This window comes from Phaeodactylibacter xiamenensis (assembly GCF_965229835.1).
GTDB lineage: Bacteria > Bacteroidota > Bacteroidia > Chitinophagales > Saprospiraceae > Phaeodactylibacter > Phaeodactylibacter xiamenensis.
Map to the genome: position 1 here is coordinate 3,393,356 of NZ_OZ245931.1, position 17,084 is coordinate 3,410,439.

Annotated in this window: 19 protein-coding genes; 9 read left to right on the forward strand and 10 right to left on the reverse strand. The window is 50.8% G+C overall.

Going from position 1 to position 17,084, the window contains the following annotated elements; genetic code table 11:
* Positions 1-383: 383 nt before the first annotated feature.
* From ACO08I_RS12575 to ACO08I_RS12610, 8 genes are all read right to left on the reverse strand, one after another.
* Entirely contained in the window at positions 384-1,373 is a 990-nt protein-coding gene (locus ACO08I_RS12575; RefSeq protein WP_421949486.1) for a transposase, read from the reverse strand.
* Between the two features lie 151 nt (positions 1,374-1,524).
* The gene (locus ACO08I_RS12580) at positions 1,525-2,382 is read right to left on the reverse strand and encodes an IS3 family transposase (RefSeq protein WP_421947430.1); all 858 of its coding nucleotides are present in this window, start codon (positions 2,380-2,382) and stop codon (positions 1,525-1,527) included.
* Positions 2,382-2,660, reverse strand: a complete 279-nt coding sequence (locus ACO08I_RS12585) for a helix-turn-helix domain-containing protein (RefSeq protein WP_044220061.1) — start codon at positions 2,658-2,660, stop codon at positions 2,382-2,384. The genes ACO08I_RS12580 and ACO08I_RS12585 overlap by 1 nt, the downstream gene beginning before the upstream one ends.
* Positions 2,661-2,734: 74 nt before the next feature.
* Positions 2,735-3,055, reverse strand: coding sequence for a transposase (locus ACO08I_RS12590; RefSeq protein WP_421946841.1), 321 nt, complete (start codon positions 3,053-3,055; stop codon positions 2,735-2,737).
* A 53-nt stretch (positions 3,056-3,108) separates the two neighbouring features.
* Positions 3,109-3,396 carry a hypothetical protein gene (locus tag ACO08I_RS12595; RefSeq protein ID WP_421949487.1) on the reverse strand — a complete coding sequence of 96 codons (288 nt, stop codon included), beginning with the start codon at positions 3,394-3,396 and terminating at the stop codon, positions 3,109-3,111.
* 145 nt (positions 3,397-3,541) lie between these two features.
* The gene (locus ACO08I_RS12600) at positions 3,542-3,964 is read right to left on the reverse strand and encodes an HNH endonuclease (protein WP_421949488.1); all 423 of its coding nucleotides are present in this window, start codon (positions 3,962-3,964) and stop codon (positions 3,542-3,544) included.
* Positions 3,961-4,200: a hypothetical protein gene (locus ACO08I_RS12605; RefSeq protein WP_421949489.1), complete on the reverse strand. Its 240-nt coding sequence runs from the start codon at positions 4,198-4,200 to the stop codon at positions 3,961-3,963. Before ACO08I_RS12605 ends, ACO08I_RS12600 begins: the two co-directional genes overlap by 4 nt.
* Positions 4,201-4,390: 190 nt before the next feature.
* Positions 4,391-4,615, reverse strand: coding sequence for a hypothetical protein (locus ACO08I_RS12610; protein WP_421949490.1), 225 nt, complete (start codon positions 4,613-4,615; stop codon positions 4,391-4,393).
* Between the two features lie 93 nt (positions 4,616-4,708).
* Here ACO08I_RS12610 and ACO08I_RS12615 point away from each other — a divergent pair, with 93 nt between their 5' ends.
* The 4 genes from ACO08I_RS12615 to ACO08I_RS12630 all read left to right on the forward strand — a co-directional run bounded on the left by ACO08I_RS12615 (position 4,709) and on the right by ACO08I_RS12630 (position 7,790).
* A complete protein-coding gene (locus ACO08I_RS12615) occupies positions 4,709-5,695 on the forward strand; it encodes a hypothetical protein (protein WP_421949491.1) in 987 nt (328 codons plus the stop codon).
* Positions 5,696-6,104: 409 nt separating this feature from the next.
* Positions 6,105-6,314, forward strand: a complete 210-nt coding sequence (locus tag ACO08I_RS12620) for a hypothetical protein (protein ID WP_421949492.1) — start codon at positions 6,105-6,107, stop codon at positions 6,312-6,314.
* Between the two features lie 12 nt (positions 6,315-6,326).
* On the forward strand, positions 6,327-6,716 hold the full coding sequence (locus ACO08I_RS12625) for a PIN domain-containing protein (protein ID WP_421949493.1): 390 nt from the start codon (positions 6,327-6,329) through the stop codon (positions 6,714-6,716).
* Between the two features lie 420 nt (positions 6,717-7,136).
* Entirely contained in the window at positions 7,137-7,790 is a 654-nt protein-coding gene (locus ACO08I_RS12630; RefSeq protein WP_421949494.1) for a hypothetical protein, read from the forward strand.
* A 282-nt stretch (positions 7,791-8,072) separates the two neighbouring features.
* Here the strand turns inward: ACO08I_RS12630 and ACO08I_RS12635 are convergent, their stop codons facing one another.
* Together ACO08I_RS12635 and ACO08I_RS12640 are read right to left on the reverse strand one after the other, a co-directional pair.
* Positions 8,073-8,708: a DUF4294 domain-containing protein gene (locus tag ACO08I_RS12635; RefSeq protein WP_044220610.1), complete on the reverse strand. Its 636-nt coding sequence runs from the start codon at positions 8,706-8,708 to the stop codon at positions 8,073-8,075.
* 185 nt (positions 8,709-8,893) lie between these two features.
* Positions 8,894-10,183, reverse strand: coding sequence for an amidohydrolase family protein (locus ACO08I_RS12640; protein WP_421949495.1), 1,290 nt, complete (start codon positions 10,181-10,183; stop codon positions 8,894-8,896).
* A 150-nt stretch (positions 10,184-10,333) separates the two neighbouring features.
* On the opposite strand from ACO08I_RS12640, the gene ACO08I_RS12645 reads away from it, so the two are divergent.
* From ACO08I_RS12645 to ACO08I_RS12665, 5 genes are all read left to right on the forward strand, one after another.
* Complete coding sequence (locus tag ACO08I_RS12645; protein WP_421949496.1) at positions 10,334-12,130, forward strand: helix-turn-helix domain-containing protein; 1,797 nt, start codon at positions 10,334-10,336, stop codon at positions 12,128-12,130.
* Positions 12,127-13,011 carry a LytTR family DNA-binding domain-containing protein gene (locus ACO08I_RS12650; protein WP_421949497.1) on the forward strand — a complete coding sequence of 295 codons (885 nt, stop codon included), beginning with the start codon at positions 12,127-12,129 and terminating at the stop codon, positions 13,009-13,011. The genes ACO08I_RS12645 and ACO08I_RS12650 overlap by 4 nt, the downstream gene beginning before the upstream one ends.
* Positions 13,012-13,103: 92 nt before the next feature.
* Positions 13,104-14,399 carry a hypothetical protein gene (locus ACO08I_RS12655; RefSeq protein ID WP_421949498.1) on the forward strand — a complete coding sequence of 432 codons (1,296 nt, stop codon included), beginning with the start codon at positions 13,104-13,106 and terminating at the stop codon, positions 14,397-14,399.
* Positions 14,386-15,546, forward strand: a complete 1,161-nt coding sequence (locus ACO08I_RS12660) for a hypothetical protein (RefSeq protein ID WP_421949499.1) — start codon at positions 14,386-14,388, stop codon at positions 15,544-15,546. The genes ACO08I_RS12655 and ACO08I_RS12660 overlap by 14 nt, the downstream gene beginning before the upstream one ends.
* Positions 15,547-15,595: 49 nt before the next feature.
* Positions 15,596-17,071 carry a serine hydrolase domain-containing protein gene (locus ACO08I_RS12665; protein ID WP_421949500.1) on the forward strand — a complete coding sequence of 492 codons (1,476 nt, stop codon included), beginning with the start codon at positions 15,596-15,598 and terminating at the stop codon, positions 17,069-17,071.
* Positions 17,072-17,084 lie beyond the last annotated feature (13 nt).

Below are 17,084 nucleotides of genomic sequence, written 5' to 3' on the forward strand. Positions count from 1 at the left end.
TCAGCGGCTATCAGAATTAAGCTGTTCTTGCAAGACATTTTTACTTATCGGGTAAATACCCAAATCCATTTCCAGCTCCATTATCAAAGTCATTACAGCCCTATTAAATATCAAACCATTATGAACATCTTCGTGAGAGTAATGCACCTCTAAATTATATTCCATTTCCTCATGCTTTACGCTCTGGTTCAGCCCCCTAAGAATCGGACAAAATTCTATTAGTGAATAATAATCATTCGTGATGGTATTATCTTTGCTCTGCGAGAACACCAACGGTGACGATTGTACCGAAGGTAGTAATGCGTAGGCCTACCATTACGTTTTTAATAATGAGGCCCCATCGAGGGAACCTCATTATTGCGAGGAACACCTGCTGGTTCTGATTACCCGAAGGAACAGTCATAGCGGTGTATCTCTTTCCAAGATAAAACATCCTGAAGACTTAGCCTCAATTTGAACCGAGCTTTCTTTTTATCGAAGGTTTCCATTTCGATTTGGTTATCCTCCCAGAGTGCCCAAAACATACTCGGACTGAGCATCGCTATAGAGCTATGCTGGCGGTGGTTATTGTAAGTCTGGTAGAACTTATTCAACCGGTTTTCCAAGTCTTTGAGCGTATGGAAACAGGCTCCTTTCAAAGAGCTGCCTAAGGTCTTGTGAAAGCTCTCTACGTGGCCATTTTCCTCGGGCGTGTAAGGATGCGTAAAAACCTGATTAAGGTGATTGTCCCGAAAGTATTGTTGGACCATTTTACTGCAAAATTGCTTGCCATTATCATTGCGTATTTCGACGCTGATTTGAGCTTTGAGCAAGTCCGCTGGCTGCAAGTATTTCACGATGACCTGATCCCAGGCATCCTTGATCTGTTCTTGCTTCATGACGTAGCCTACAGCCCAATGTAAGGCAAAGCGGGTAAAAGTATCCAATATCGTCAGGACGTAGGCGTAGCAGGACTTTCCAGCTACCCAGACGTACTTGATATCCATTTCAATGATCCTTAATGGGCCTTGCGGGCATACTCTGCGGTACTGGACAAAATTACGCCCTTTACGTTTTCTGGCCTTACACAAAAGGCCATTTTCCTGTTCCAGCCGGTACACTTTTTTATGGTTGATATACCAACCTCGGACTTGTAAAGTAGCACTCACCAAACGATACCAATTTGGCAAATCTTTATCAGCCAAAATAGAGATAATACCGGTGACTACTTCCTCGTTACTACGACGCGTTAAGAGTTGAGTTACTGGGTCTTTGAACAGTGTCCAATGGGTGGCTTGCTTGCCTACTTTTCGGCCCGTTGGCTGATAGTATAAATCATGGCGGGTAAGCCCCGTTATCGTTAACACTTCCTCCCGCATCAAACCCAGCGACATGTATTGTTTGGACTTACCCCAATTGTCTAGACAGCTTTAGCTGTATTTATGATTTACAAATTAAACAAAAAACACATTCATAATCATCATAATATTTTCTTTTTTTGCTTCTTTTTTTCTTTTGATTTCCACAGCAAAAATGTGGATAAGTTCATTGACATAAGGCTGGCCTAGATTGCAGGTACAACTGGCTCGGGTACTTGTCCCCAATCTTGGAATGCCGCCTGTGGAAATTCCAATTATAGAAGTACTGGGCCAAGCCGTTATGCAGCTCTATGCCGTCCTCGTAAGCTTTAAGGTAGATGTCTTCGTACTTGGCCATCTTCCACAAGTTTTCGATGAACGCATTGTCCGTTGCCCGCCCCTTGCCGTCCATGCTTAGCCTCACTTCTTTGCCCAGCACAGCGCTGGTGAACGCATCGCTGGTGTATTGGCTGCCCTGGTCTGTATTGATGATTTGAGGGGCGCCCCATTCAGCTACAGCCTCCTCAAAGCAGCCTGCACACCATTCAGCGTCCATTGTATTGGACAAAGACCAGTTGACCACAAATCGGCTGTACAGGTCTATGATGGCTGTAAGGTACAAAAAGCCTCTTGGCATCGGGATGTAAGTGATATCGGTAGCCCAGACTTGATTAGGCTGCTCAATTGCTAAGCCCCTCAATAAGTAAGGATAAACTTTATGGTCTTTGCCCCGCTTCGAGGTGTGAGGGCCCGGGAAAACAGCCCTGAGCCCCATCACATCGTAGTACAGCCGATAGACCCGGTTGCGGCTGACTTTGTAGCCTTTATCCTGGGTCAGGTAAACGTACATCCTTGGGCCGCCTTTGTAGGGGTGGTCGATGTAATGCTTGTCCATCAGGCGCATCAGCTCCAGGTTCAGCTCCGAAGCTGCCCTCGGTTTATAATATAGCGAGGACCGGTTAATACTCAACAGCCTGCACTGCCTGCTCAAGCTCAACTTGGGGTGGCTGCTGTCCAGAAGCAGCCGTTTTTCTGCTAGTGGCATCAGGGCAGCCTTTTTTTTAGAAAATCGATTTCAATGGCCTGTTCCCCGATTTTGCGCATCAGCCGGTCTTTTTCAAGTTCGGCCTCCGATTTGCCGGAAAGTGCCTTGCCTTTGCGGAAAACCGAAGAGGCGCCTGACAAAAACTCCTTTTTCCAATTGGTAATCTGCTGTGGGTAGATCTTATACTTATTGGCAATCTCAGCCAAAGTATTCACCTCCTTGAGGGCTTCCAAGACTACTTTTGTCTTGAAATCAGCGTTGAAATTTCTTCTGCTCATGATAGCTAATTTAAGGGTTTTTATAAATCAAGCTACCTGTCTAGTTTTTTGGGGGAACTCCAGTTTTGCTAACATTACTTTCTCAACTCTGGGTACTTTTTTTTCAATAGCTCATCCTTTAACCGGCTTCTCAGCTGCTCTTCTGCAAGCATGAGCTTGTAATGGACCAGTTCGTTTTCCAGCTCTCGTATCCGGCTCCGGTTGGCCTTAGCTACGCTATGGTCTAAGCCATCAGCACCATCAGCTTGATACTGCTTTTTCCAGTAATAGTACGTTGCAGGGTACACATCATACTTCGCCAAAGTTACTTTGACCCCATAAGCTTTAGCTTCATCCAGAATCTCCAGCTTCTCCTTTTTGCTGAATTTCCGGCCTCTGTTTTCTTGCTTTTCCATATCTAAATCTCTAAAAAAGTTTTTAGACTTTTGTCAGAGTATTTAGGGGGCTGTTACACGCTCAACAAATCTCTTTTGGACGTATGGAATTTCAGGAGGAAGCGCTCTAATTTATCTTCGATAAGAAGATTAATTCCGTAACTAAAGACTTCCTTATATACCCAAGAAGAATTACCGGGTCTAGATTTTAATTTACTATTGGCGAAACTCCCTTCTATTCCTTTATCCCAAAAATCTGTTGGTGAAAAAGGCAAAAACTCGAATACCTTCGATATGCTTTTGGGTTTTTTTGAAAAATCCGTTGCTTTGAACACCAATCCTATTAGCGGTAAATCATTCATACCTTAAACTTTTATTAGCGCAGTATAGAGTTTTCGCAATTGGATCTACCAACATCAACCAACTTCCACTTCGAATCACAGCGTTAATTCAGTAGTAATCGTAGCCTGTTTCTTAGTTATATCTGTAGGAAGTGGCGAGCGAGGCCTAGAGGAGCTGAGGGGGATATCGCCCGACGCTAATCAGCGCCTCTCGTTCAGATATCCGAAGGTCATCATTTAGCAAGAGAATTTTGGTAGTGACCTTTCCAATATCAGAAATGGGAACTATTCTTGGACCCATAATTCGAAAGTGTTCCTCCCAGGAGTCTGTTCTTGGGTTGTACAGCCTGATAAATTCTTTTTCTGGCAGAACTATGGAGCCAATATCAGCCCCTTTCATCCGGTTGCAAGCCACGCAGGAATAGGCTAGATTATCCAGTTCGCTATTCCCTCCGTGTTTTAGGCTGATGATATGGTCAATTTCAAAAGCGAGGTAAGCATCGCCTTCATGTAATAAGCAATATTCACATCTGGAACGGGCGCGTTTTGCGACTGCATCTCTTGTTTTCCGGTTTACATACCTGCTCATGCAGCATTCAATAATTGGCGGGCTTTAGCTTTAGCCAAACGCATGATATGCTCCAGCATAAGAAAGTAATCAAGCTCTTTCTTCTCCTCGGCCGTTATCTTTTCTTCCCGTTCTTTCTCCAAAAGTATGCTCACTTTTTGATTGACGGATTCTGAAGGTTTGAACTCCAATACGTTTTGTGGATTTGACCTGGCAATGAAGTCAACCACTTCCTCATATATAAATGACTCTGACATTATCGCTTATTTTTTACTTTGCGAGTTACAAGTTAAACGATTCCGGGTGAATCCACAAGGGTTATCAGGCAGGCTAATCGCTTCATGCAGTTTCAAGTTGGCTCCCAATCCCATAATCCCCATTCAGCTCCTTGCCATTACAGCGGTAGTCGTTGTCCGGAGCCCATCAGTTTTCAGATACGCTGAAATCTTACCCCACGAGAAAGAAACAGACATAGTAACAGAAAATCACGCCCCATAATACATACATGCTCAACCGGAACAACAAAAAGAAACGATACTTTCCAGCTCCTTCATCGCCGGGCTTTTGCTCAAGAGCAGCCTTCAACCGCTTTCTTTCTTTATTCAGCAGGGTGATACGATACAGAAGAATCAGCAAAAACAGCATTAACCCAATATCAAATAATCTACTCATTGCCTGGATGCTTTTAGTCTTTTACACTCCCTCTATAAGACCTTATGCCCAAAATATATTATTTTTCGGTACCCAAATACCAATCCAGGACTCATGCGACTAATCCTCTTTTTATTTCTTAGCTATTGCCTGCCGCTATCCGCACAGGTGCCCGGCCTTGTCACAGACCCTAGCGGCCACACTCAGTACCGTTGCCCGGCCGGATGGACCGCACAGGTACAGCAACAACAGCAACTGTTCCTCTGGACCGCCGAAGCCCGGCCCGGTGACCCTGAGAGCCCTGGCCTGCTCGTAGCGGCTATGCCGGCCACTTCCGTTGCGCCCACCCCTGCATTACTTCAGGATTTCTTACAGCAACTGGTGGGCACCGTTGAGGTTCTGCGGACGGAGCAGGCTGGGGCAGACCAGCTGCAGTGGTTTCGGGCCAGCATTGAAGGGCAACAGGCTAAGGTAGCCGGGTACTATACCTATGATCCGTCTTCGGGTTATGTCTTTTGCAGTTATTTCTCTGCCCTGCCGGCTGACTTCGGGCGGCTCGGTGGTATGCGGTTGCTTTGTGCGAGCCTTTCAAGGGACTGTGCGGCTTATGCCGAAAAAACCGGCGACACACTGGCACAAGACAGCCCGGCTGCAGCCCTTACCGGCAATTGGATGCAGGTGGTCAGTTATCAGACCGGTGAGGTGTATGAGGAGCCGGTATCCGGGAAAATCAGCTACGGCACCTACGGCTACGGGCACCTGCTCGAGCTCCGGCAGAATGGCAGCTACCGGCTGACTTATTCCTACGACAATTTCACGCAGGGCTGCGAAAACAAAGCAGCGTTCACCGAAGAAGGCCGTTTTGAACAACAGGGCCAATGGCTGGAGCTAAAGCCCACAGCTTACGATGGTGCCTACGTAGTCTGCGGTCAACGCACAGCAAAACAAAAACAGCAACCTCCCGTCCGACGGTTTCAGCTACAGCTGTCTGCAGATGGACAGTCCCTGCGCTTGCACGGGCAGCCCTTTGAATATACCATCAGCCTGGAGTATGATGCCGCTAATCAGCCTTACTTTGAGGAAACGTTTCAAAAACAGTAGTGCAAAACCAGTTATACGCAATACGAATTGGTTTGCGACATCGGAGCAAGCCAATTCTCAGCGTAAATGCTGACATTGAGTAGGTTTGCTGTGGCAAACCACTTAATTGTCAGTATATCAACTGTCTTGGTTGCAGCTACCTGAAAAATGACAGTTAGAACAACATATCTAAAGGAACTCTAAATATTTATCAGGTTGTTTAATCATAATTATGGGTTTCGTACTCAATGGATAATTTACCTAGTACAATCAATGTTTAAGGACAAATGAGGGTTTGAACAAGTAAACGGATGAGTCAGTTGGACGAAAGTAACAGAGGCACTATCTTCAGCACTACAGGCACCGTTATGCCTCGCAGATGGACTGAGACTTTTTCAAAAAAATCACAGCACTCTAAATTAAAGCTATTATGATACGAACTATTGTTACCGCTCAGGGCAATCAATTGACGCTGACCTTGCCTGATGATTTCCTCGGGAAAGAGATTGAGGTCATTGCCTTTGTCATTGATGAAGCTATCCAGAAATCCGAGAAAGAGGTATCCTTCACCGTATTGAATGTGACAAACGAACAAAAATTCAATTACCGTTTTAACCGAGATCAGGCCAATGAACGATAATCAAAAAGTTTCTTGGATACCAATCTGTTGATCTATGCCCATACCAATTTAGACACGCCTAAACAGCATAAAATTCAAAGTATCATTTCAATCGAACAGACCATTATTAGTACTCAGGTGTTCAAGGAAGCAGCAAATGTACTGTTCAAAAAATTCAATTTTGCCTGGCAGGACATTCAACAGGTGTTACTTGAGATGGAACAAAACAATGAGGTGTACACCAACACTACCAATACGATACAGAGTTCTTGCCAGATAGCGAACCGCTCCGGCTTTTCCTTCTACGACAGCCTGATTATAGCCTCTGCTTTAGAAGTGGGCTGCTCAGTTCTATACTCTGAAGATTTACAGCATGGGCAAGTCTTCGATAAAGAGCTGACGGTGAAAAATCCTTTCGTTTGACTGGAGGCCTGCATAGATCCAACCTGGCTTTCTAATTATTCAGCTGCACTGATCTACCTTTCTGCGAGCGATGGCTTCATCAAACTTACGTGTCCACAAATCATGAAGCCTAACCCTGGATAAGCTCCAAAAAGGTTATTTATAGCCCACACCTCCCCCTCAAAAAAGTCCCAAATCTCACCAAACCAGGGTTTCGGCCCTATTCCTTAGCTTTTTAAACCCAATCCACACAATTACAAAACCGCCTGTCCGCTTGAAGTCCTGCGGGTTTTCATAGGCTGCGGCTGCCCGGGCCGCCCATCAATTTTGGTACAGCCTCCTAAACGTCCTCAATCTCATTTCAGGACGACCGCCGCGCCCTGCCCCTGCATCTTTGTGGCGTAATCAATCACTCGACTTTTCACCATTAATTCTTTCAAAATGAAAAACACACTCTTCCTCATTTTAACCTTCTGCACCCTTAGTAGTGTTTTTGCTCAGCGCGACCTGCAGACCGGCAGCGCAGCCAAAGTAGCCCGTAAGTACAGGGTTAGCCTGCCCGTCATTACGCTGCCTCAGCTGGCCACGAAGTCATGGGACGACCGGACCCATACACAGCACATAGAACTCCACATCAAACGCGATCTGGATGACAAGAACATCATCGGGCTCAAGCTGGCGACCTGGCGGTTATTCCAGCCTATGGGCATTGTGTGGTGGGACGGCCTGCTGGATAAGCTAGAGTCTGAAAGCGAATTCTACCCCGGCCATGTGCGGGAATCAGGAATAGGCATCACCTATCAGCGTATGCTGTGGAAAGGGCTGTTTGCAACCGTTGAAGTCCTCCCGCAGTTCAAAACCTACCTGGACGAGGACAACAACAAGGTTGGAGATGGCTTCAAGCTGTACAATTCCTATCACCTGGGCTACCATTTTGCCTTCGGCAAGGAAAAACGGTTTTTCATAGAACCGCAGGTCCACTGCCAGCACTGGATGTTTGACACCAATACGCCTGATGAATTTAAAGCCCTGGACGACAAATGGCGGAATTACTTCCTGTTTGAGCCCAATCTGTATTTCGGTATCAAGTTCTAAGAGCGTGTTGGGATTTTGGTCTTCTAGTCGAAAACTAGCAATTTTTTGATTAGACGAGACCCGAAAACCGGAGTTTAGCCAAAGCTAAATAGCCTGTCCCGCAGTTTGCGGGAAGGATTTTCGGGGCGAAGTATAAGCGAAAAAGTGTCCCGGTGCACCGGGACAGACCGATTACTAAAGTCCCAACACGCTCTAAAAAAAAACGGCCCCGGTAAAGGTTTGCATTGCCTTTGCCGGGGCCATTGTATGTTTGCCCGCATAATACGCTGACCTCACTGCGTGCTACTCTCCCCCCACAGCTCCGCCCGGGCGGCTGGCCGGAATCTCATAGCTGATGTTCATATCGCGGAGAACGGAGTCGAGGATGGGGTCTTTCCCTTCCACATACCCTTCCTTTATGTCATGGCCAAAAAGGCTGCCCATCGTATTCCAATAGGAAGCGGTAAGACCATTGCGGAGGTCCTTGATGAGTTCAAAAAGCGGCGTGTCGAGCTCACGTTCGATCATCTCTATCAGGATCATACCCTGTGTCTTGGTCAGCCCCTTGAGGGGGTCCGTAAATTCGCGCTTGAGGTCACGGTGCAGCTGACGGATATAGCGGCGTTGCTCCCTGTCTTTCATGTGCTCAGTCGCGTATTCCACTTCCCGGAACAGCTTGATGGCCTCTACAGCATAGGGGTACACCACAGCAGCATAACGGCGGTAGCGGCGGTACTTGAGGTAGTCCTCCCGGTTGTCAAACTCCCGCATGGAAGAGACGGAGACATCATCAAGCGTTGCCATAATCAGGGTGTCGCCACAGGCATCGATCATGTAAGGCAGGCGCTGCCCGTTGATGGTTACAGAGCCACTCGTTTCCTGAGCGGAAAGGCCGAGGAAAAACAGGGATGCGGCGAAGGTCAGGAGTATATTTTTCATATTGTTACAGTTCAGTGATTCAGGAGCGGTTAAGCAGGCTAAGCTGATGCCAGCCGCTCCAATACACACAACGTACAAACGGGGGCGATAAGTTGCCTGCCCCCCTTGTATTTCCGGAATTTAGACGTTGAGCTTACCTACAGGTAACGCCCTGCGCCGGCCATCATTGCGGATTTAGGACAACATTAACGGCCGCCCTGTTCGTACTTGTCCCGGAATTTACGGTAGAGTACCTTTTGCTGATTGTCCAGATTGATCTTGCGCCCCTGAATGAAGGCATGCAGCACTTCGCTCGTGCGCACATCAAGGGCATCGCCCCGGCTGATGAACAGATTAGCGTCCTTGCCGGCTTCCAGGGTGCCGGTACGGTCGTCGATGCCCAGAATCTTTGCCAGATTGCCCGTTAGTCCGGCCACAGCCTGCTCGTAGTCCAGCCCATAACCCACCGACTGCCCGGCCTGAAAAGCCAGGTTGCGCTGCTGCCAGTACCCTTCGTGGCCAAACCCATACAGCACGCCGGCTTCCTGCAGTTGGGTGGGCGTTTTGAAGGGCTGATCAATGTCCGCGTCCACCCGGGCGGGCAGGCTTTGAGTGGAACTGAGGATGACCGGCACTTCGGCCTCCTTCAACGCATCGGCAACCATCCAGGCATCCCGCCCTTCCACAATGACCAGGTTCAATTCGAAATTTTGCGCAAAGCGTATAGCGTGGAGGATCTCTTTAGCCTCCTGTGCACGGATGTAAACCTTACGCTCACCGCTCAGCACCGGGGCCATAGCTTCAAGCTTGAGGTTGGGCTGCTCGCGGTCTTTACGTTGATTGTAGGCCTGGGCTTCCTTAAAGAAGTCGCGCAGCGCTTCCACATCCTCTGTATAGTCGTCGTTTTTGCTGTAGCGTCTTTCGCGCCAGCTGTAGCTAAACAGGGATGGCCAGTTGATGTACAGTCCATCGTCGGCAGCATAAGCCGCATCCTCCCAGTTCCAGGCATCCAACTGCACGATGCTCGAAATACCCGAAACGCGCCCGCCGGATGGTGCAATCTGAGCCAGCAGCACGCCCTGAGAACGCACTGTGGGCGTCACAGGAGAGTCTGTATTATAAGCGATCAGGCTGCGGACGCTGGGGTTCATCGTACCTGTCTCGTCGTAGTCTCGGGTAGCCCGTACGGCGCTGATATCCACCAGCCCCAAATTGGTGGCTGTGGCGATAAAGCCGGGGTAAATATGCTGTCCGTTGGCTTCAATTTGCTCATGCCCTGCCCAGTCTTGACCGGCAGCTTCAGCAGCCGTGCCCACAAAGGTAATTTTACCGTTGGCGAAAGCAATGACCGCATTTTCAATAGCTTCCCCGTTGCCCACATGAGCCGTGGCACCGGTGACGTAAACGGGCTGCGCCTGAGCCGGAGCGGGAGCAGGCACCTGCGCCTTCAGGGCAAAGGCAAGGCAGGCAAAGACAAGTGTAATGAAAAGTCGCATAGCAGTAGTAATGATTGGTTCGTGACCGGTAATATACATCAGATTACGGGATAAGAATATCGGATGAGCCAAAAGGTTGGCCGTAAAGCCTGGTAATCTTGGCCCCATTCAACCAGAATCCTGTATTTTTGCCCCTAACCTATTTAAAAAATGACTGCCCAACCCATTTCTGCTTCTATTGCTGTCCTGCCTTTCGTCAACCGGAGTGCGGACCCCGAAAACGAGTACTTCAGCGATGGCATTACCGAAGAGATCATCAATGCCCTAACCAAAATCAAAGGGCTAAAGGTGACTGCCCGGACCTCCGCTTTTGCTTACAAGAATAAGCCGGCGGACATTCGGGAGATCGGCCGCCGGCTGGGGGTGGCCAACCTTTTGGAGGGCAGCGTCCGTAAATCCGGCAATAAGGTGCGCATCACCGCTCAACTGGTTAATGCCGAAGACGGTGCACATCTCTGGGCCCACCGCTTCGACCGGCAACTGGCGGATATCTTTGAGCTACAGGATGAGATTAGCCTGCTCATTGCCGACCAAATCCGCGAGCATTACGGCCACTTCGAAATGCAGGACCACCTGGTGCAGGCGCCCACGCAAAACATCAAAGCCTACGACCTCTACCTCAAAGCCCGCCACAACCACCTGAAATGGGACAACGAGGGCATCACCAACGCCATTCAGTATTATCAGGATTGCATAGCGATTGATCCCAACTTTGCCCTCCCATACTTTGGCATCAGCTATTGCTTTGCCATGCGGGCTTCTTTCAGCGGCATACCCGGCCTCCTGGATACCGCCGAACACTACCTGCAACGCGGGTTTGAGCTGGACCAGCATTCTGATTTGGGGCATTTCAGTCAGGGCACCCTGCTGTTCTGGGGGCGGTGGGACTTCAAAGGCGGAGCAGCAGCTTACCTCAAAGCGTTGTCCATCAACCCTTCCAATACCGAAGCGGAGGAGGGGCTGACCGAGCTGTATACCGCCATCGGGTATTTTGACCTGGCAGAGGAGCACGCCCGGCATATCCTGACGCTCAACCCACTATCGCCCAACCACCACTTCACGCTGGCTAATATCCGCTACCTGACGGGCGATTACGAGGCGGCACTGGCTGCTGCCGAAGCGGCACTGCAGATCGCCCCCAATTTCACCCATGCTATTGGGCTCAAACAGCTCTGCCTCATCCTCCTAAACCGCCCCAAAACACTGGAAGCCTTTTTGCAAAGCAATCGTTTGGTGGAGTGCCCGGAGGAATGCCGCACACTCTATCAGCTCCTGCATGGCCAGATTACAAAAAGCGATGCCGCCCGGCTGATCCAAACGCCCAAGTCAGAAAGGGATATCTATCTGTTCACCTGGGATTTGTTCCTTCAAACCCATTCCGGAGACACCGCATCTGCCATGGACCATCTGAAAGCCATGACGAGCCGCTGTATCGGACAATATGTCAATTTCGCACACCTCCCTTTGCTGAAGCCCCTGCACAGCGCACCTGTTTTTCAGCAATTGCTACAGCAAGTCTTTGCGCCCAACCGCCTCCCTCCTGCCACTGAAGGAGACAAAACAGAACCAGCAGGCAGCAGGAACCTCATAGACGAAGCAGAAATACCGGCTTTGCTCACCCAGCTTCAACAACTGATGGAAACCGAAGGGGCCTACCAAAATGCCGAGCTTTCGCTCCGCCAGCTGGCCGAACGCCTCAACCTCACGGCCAATAAGCTGTCGTGGCTGCTCAATGAGCATATAGGGCAAAACTTCAATGCCTACATCAACGCCTTTCGCCTGAAGCAATTCCAACGGCTGGCCCTTGACCCCGCCAACAGCCACCTGACACTCCTCGGGCTGGCTTACGAAAGTGGCTTCAACTCTAAAACCGTCTTCAACGCTTACTTCAAAAAATCGACGGGGATGACGCCCCGCGCCTGGGTCAAAAAACAGCAGCAGGCATGAGCAACGGATGGGCACAACTCAAACAATACCTCAGTCGCCCGCATTACTGGGAGGACCGCCCATGGGCGATATTCCGGCAGGCTTTAGGCTTCGGGGCTATCACTTTTGCAGTGCTTTGGTTTTTCGAGCCCTTTGGGTTTTACCAGCTTTCCTCTGCTGCACTATTGATGGTCAGCCTGGAAATCTCAGCAGCTGTCATCTTTTTCATTTGCCTCAACTGGTGGCTGCTGTCCCGCCTTTTCCCCAATTTTGAGCCGGCAGATCAGTGGATGGTAAAGCATGAGCTGATCCTGACGCTCTGCACTATCCTGCTCATCGCCATTGCCGTTGGGGGCATCCTGCACGTTCATGATATCATTGTGCCGGGTAGCCTGAGCCAGGCCGTTAAGGTTCTTTTGAATACCGCCCTGATTGCACTGATTCCAATCCTAATCTTTGTAGCCCGCGACCAGAACAGATTGCTGAAACGCCATTTAAAACAAGCCGAACAGTACACCCGCCAATTGCAGCAACCGGCAGCAACGCCGGGAGAAGCCCTTGTCTCCCTTCCGGATGAAAATGGCAAGCCCGTCCTCCAGCTCCCCGCTGAACGCATCCTTTTTCTGCAGGCAGCCGGCAACTACGCTGAAGTGCACTTTCTGGACGAAACCCGGCAGCCCCGGCGGGAGCTCCTCCGCAATCGCCTCAAGGTGCTGCAGGAAACCCTGCCCGAAGGCCATTTCATCCAATGCCACCGCAGCTATCTGGCCAACCGGCAGCTCATCCGCCAGGTGAAGGGCAATGCCCGGAATTATGAGCTGGTCCTGGAAGGGGCCAATCAGACGGTTCCTGTAGCCCGCAGCAAGGCCGCATCTGTCATGGCAATAATCGGAAAAACATAGGCTTCCCGTTCATCCCGGCATGGTCCCGTTCGTCCCTTTGAGTTGCAAAAGCCCTGATTATACTGGTCTTTTGCGCCAAAATCATGAACGCAATGAAAACGACCTTACTATTTACGCTGGCCTGGCTTTGCAGCCTCTCCCTGCAGGCCCAAGTGTACCTGGAAGAGCAAAACCAGCACCGGTTTGCACAAACTCATGTTGGGTTGCACTACCGCTATCAGCCGGAAGGGGGGAAAATCTTCTGGCAGGGGGCGGATGGTCTGGAATCCGGTACATTTCCTGCTTTTGGCACCCCACAAATCAGCATAGGCGGGCTGCACTTTTGGGGGCACCTCAACTTTGTAATGCACTTCGACCTGCCGGTAAGCGGAGCGCAGGGTATCGCCCCCAAAACCAAAATCAAAAGGCAGCAATTTGCAGACCTGGGCGCCCATTTTTACCCCTGGCGCATGGAGTTTGGCAAGCTCCGCCCCTTCATCGGAGGCACCTACGTCGGGCATAACCTCACCTATGAGCAGAATGGGCGGGACAGAACTGATGGCTGGCTTACTTTTTACCCGGAAGCAGGCCTATCCTTCGGCAGCCGCAACTGGCAGGCGACACTGAAAGCCACCTACTTCCTCTCACCGGAAAAGGACTTCTACGTCGATTCCAGAACGCCGGTCAGCCTGGAGCTGCCCCCCTTGCAGCTCAGCCTGGGGCTCTCCCGCTATTTCGATACCACCCTGCGGGAGGAACCCGGGATAAAAGATGGCAGCACCTACGCCCTGGAGGAACAACTCCAATCCGCGGGCAAGCTCAACAGCCTCTCGGTAGGCATTGGCGCCAGCAGTGGTATTTTTCTCCGCCGGCCTGCATTTGAAGACTTCGTGCGGCAGTCGCTGCCCGAACACAAAACCGCGCTCAACCTTGACTTTGGGCTAGGCTATCTGTTCCACCGCTCCGGCGTGCATGTGGGGGTAGCCTACCGCGACTACGACAGCCGGGTGGGCAGTTTCGGTTATCAGCAAATCCTGCGGCGGCGGTCAGTAGCTTTGGAAGGTTACAAGTTTTTGCTCGACTACAACGGTTTTGTGCCCTTCCTCGGTTTGTCCCTTTCCTATGACCGATGGGCAATGGGCGACTTTGAAGGCAATATTCAGGTGGGCGAAGTGGCCCGAACAGAAGGCATACAGCCGGGGTTGATTTTGGGGTGGGATATCCTGCCTTCTCCCCTGGAGACCTGGGTGTTACGCACCAATCTACGCTACTATCCAAATTTGGAAATCAATAGTGTTGCTGGCGGAAAAGCCCGGGTGGACCAACTGGAATTCAACTTCATACAGCTGGTATTTTATCCGCAGCGGATGTACCACGTAGGCAAAACGAAGCGGCATGCTAAAAAATAACCCCATCCTACTGATCATTAGCTTGGCAGTCAGCATGGGTGCCTGCAACTACAGCAAAAATGTGCTATTGCTGTCACGGGGGGAACTCCTGCGGGATGACTTCCGAACCGCCATACCTTTCCACTACGAGAAAGGCTTAATCCTGGTCGAAGCCACGATCGGATCGGAGACAGCGCCCCGGCGCTTCATTTTCGACACCGGTGCATTTGAATCCAAGGTGGAGAAAAGCTGGGGCTTGTCCATGGGCCTGCCCCAAAAAGCCACAAAGCTCAATCATGCGGCTCAGGGTGTGTCCCGGCAAATCACCATCACACAAATGGATACCATATCTCTGGAGGGAGTGCCTTTCGGCAAAATTTCTGCCGGGCTGTTGCAGTACGACTCCCTTTCAGCAAGCCGGTGCCTGGCGCCCGGCGGGCTGATCGGGGCCAACCTCATTCAACATGCGCATTGGAAAATCGACTATCAGCAACAACAACTGTGGATAAGCGATCAGCCGTTTGAAGCAGGTGCTGAAGCCGCTGTATTGCCATTTTCCCACCCCACGCTTTCCGGCAAGCCTTCCATTGCCATAAATGTTGGGGGCAATACCATAAAAAACCTGATTATGGACACGGGCTATAACGGCAGCCTGACGCTGCCCAGGGCGCTCCTCCCGGAATTTGAGGGGTACCCGGCAGATACACTCATCGATCAGTCCGGCAGCGGTATTTACGGGCATGCGGCAGCGCCCGACACCGTTTTCCGTATACTGCTTCCTTTGAGGTTTGGGGAACACACCCTTCAGGCTCCGGTGGATTTCACCCGCCACGGTGGTTACCTCGGCAACGAGGTGCTGGAAAACTTCATTGTATCCCTCAATTACGACAATAATACCATCGCTTTTGTCCCCGCCACAGCCACGGCCATTCGTACTGGTCCGGATTTCGTCCCTGGTATCCTTTCCGATAGCCTTTGGCAAGTCCGAAGATGCCCTGTGAACAGCCCCGTACAGTTTGGAGATACCCTCACCCGGATCAATGGCTACCGCCCCTGCGACTTATACGATAGTTATTGTGACTACGTCCTGGGCATCCGGGAGCTTTTAGAGCAGGACACCCTGACGCTGGAATATCCGGAGGGGAAAACCTTTGAGCTGACTCCTTAGGGGGTCGTTACTTCCTCACACATCATAAGAAAAAAGTCAAACCATCAACATGAAAATCACCCCACTGATTCTTTTTTGCCTTTGCACCCTTTCGCTCACTGCCCAAATCGATAAAACAGAGCGGCTCACCCAATTCATCGAGCAAACCCTGGCCGCTACGGACCACCTGACCGGGCTGAGCGTTGCCATTACCAATCCGGAAGGCACGCTCTACGCCAAAGGCTTTGGTTATGCCGACCGGGCACAGCAGGAAATGGTCACGCCGAAGACTTCATTCTACATTGCCTCCTGCACCAAAGCTTACAACGGCTTACTCGCCTCTATCCTTGCCGCTGAGGGGCAACTGGAGCTGAGCCGCCCGATTTCCTCATACCGGCCCTTCAGCAGCTTTGAACGGCAGGACCTCTTTGCGGGCATCACCGTGATGGACCTCCTCACCCACCAAAGCGGCCTTGACAACCCCTACCTCTCTACCCTGCTCGCCTACTCCGGCGAGTACACTGATGCTCAGGTACTCCGCCTGATCGAAGAGGAGACGCAGGCCAATGAAACGGGCAAAGCTTTTGCGTATACCAATTTCGGCTACTATCTGCTGGATGTGCTGCTACAGGCCGAGTTGGGGAAAAGCTGGCGCGATTTATTGCAGGAAAAGGTATTTGGCCCTTTGGATATGGAGCATACGACCGCCTATGCATCAAAAGTCAGCACACCGAATAAGGCCGTACCCTTCGATGGCTTGTACCCGGACAAATTGCTGCCCGTTTACCTGAGAAAAGTCGATGCCACCATGCACGCTGCCGGTGGGCTGATGACGACGGGAGAAGATGCCGCCCGGTTCTTGGCGTGCTATCTTGCTACGGAGCAAGGCCCCTTCCCCACTGCTGCCGTTCGGCAATCCTATGAAAAGCAGGTCAGCGCCACCCACGAATTCACGGAAGCGTTCAACGCCGATGGATATGGGCTGGGTTGGCGTACCGGTGCCTACGCCGAACAAGCCCTGGTTTACCACTTTGGCGGTTATCCGGGGTTCTTTTCCAGTTTGTCCTTTATACCTGAAGCAGGACTGGGGGTAGCTGTGCTTGCCAATAACAACATCAGCGGAGCATTGGCCATCCGCATCACGCAGTACGCCTACGACCTGTACCTGGGCAATGAAGGCGCGGTCAAAAAGCACGAGCGTCAGGCGGCCCGGCAACTCAAAAAGCAGCTCCGGCGCTACCGCAAATGGGAAAGCAAGCACCTGTCCAAGATGGCCAAACGCACCTGGCAACTTACGCTGCCCAAAGCGGCCTACACAGGCGCATTCCGCAATCCCCACCTTGGGGAAGTCACTATTGCACTGGAAGCGGACGAACTCGTCGCCCGCATGGGGCAAATCCGCACCGTGGCTACGCCTTATCCGCATGATAACTGTGCCCGGGTGGAAATGGCACCGGGCTCCGGCATGGTCATCTGTTTTGGTGTGGAGGACGGCAAAGTGGTCGACTTTTCGTTTGGGCGGGATGTGTTTGAGCGGGTGGAGTGAAGCGGACAATGAA

Coding starts and splice junctions, on each gene's coding strand:
- ACO08I_RS12575 (WP_421949486.1), bottom strand. CDS start 1,373: ATGTCGCTGGGTTTGATGCGGGAGGAAGTGTTAACGATAACGGGGCTT.
- ACO08I_RS12580 (WP_421947430.1), bottom strand. CDS start 2,382: ATGCCACTAGCAGAAAAACGGCTGCTTCTGGACAGCAGCCACCCCAAG.
- ACO08I_RS12585 (WP_044220061.1), bottom strand. CDS start 2,660: ATGAGCAGAAGAAATTTCAACGCTGATTTCAAGACAAAAGTAGTCTTG.
- ACO08I_RS12590 (WP_421946841.1), bottom strand. CDS start 3,055: ATGGAAAAGCAAGAAAACAGAGGCCGGAAATTCAGCAAAAAGGAGAAG.
- ACO08I_RS12595 (WP_421949487.1), bottom strand. CDS start 3,396: ATGAATGATTTACCGCTAATAGGATTGGTGTTCAAAGCAACGGATTTT.
- ACO08I_RS12600 (WP_421949488.1), bottom strand. CDS start 3,964: ATGAGCAGGTATGTAAACCGGAAAACAAGAGATGCAGTCGCAAAACGC.
- ACO08I_RS12605 (WP_421949489.1), bottom strand. CDS start 4,200: ATGTCAGAGTCATTTATATATGAGGAAGTGGTTGACTTCATTGCCAGG.
- ACO08I_RS12610 (WP_421949490.1), bottom strand. CDS start 4,615: ATGAGTAGATTATTTGATATTGGGTTAATGCTGTTTTTGCTGATTCTT.
- ACO08I_RS12615 (WP_421949491.1), top strand. CDS start 4,709: ATGCGACTAATCCTCTTTTTATTTCTTAGCTATTGCCTGCCGCTATCC.
- ACO08I_RS12620 (WP_421949492.1), top strand. CDS start 6,105: ATGATACGAACTATTGTTACCGCTCAGGGCAATCAATTGACGCTGACC.
- ACO08I_RS12630 (WP_421949494.1), top strand. CDS start 7,137: ATGAAAAACACACTCTTCCTCATTTTAACCTTCTGCACCCTTAGTAGT.
- ACO08I_RS12635 (WP_044220610.1), bottom strand. CDS start 8,708: ATGAAAAATATACTCCTGACCTTCGCCGCATCCCTGTTTTTCCTCGGC.
- ACO08I_RS12640 (WP_421949495.1), bottom strand. CDS start 10,183: ATGCGACTTTTCATTACACTTGTCTTTGCCTGCCTTGCCTTTGCCCTG.
- ACO08I_RS12645 (WP_421949496.1), top strand. CDS start 10,334: ATGACTGCCCAACCCATTTCTGCTTCTATTGCTGTCCTGCCTTTCGTC.
- ACO08I_RS12650 (WP_421949497.1), top strand. CDS start 12,127: ATGAGCAACGGATGGGCACAACTCAAACAATACCTCAGTCGCCCGCAT.
- ACO08I_RS12655 (WP_421949498.1), top strand. CDS start 13,104: ATGAAAACGACCTTACTATTTACGCTGGCCTGGCTTTGCAGCCTCTCC.
- ACO08I_RS12660 (WP_421949499.1), top strand. CDS start 14,386: ATGCTAAAAAATAACCCCATCCTACTGATCATTAGCTTGGCAGTCAGC.
- ACO08I_RS12665 (WP_421949500.1), top strand. CDS start 15,596: ATGAAAATCACCCCACTGATTCTTTTTTGCCTTTGCACCCTTTCGCTC.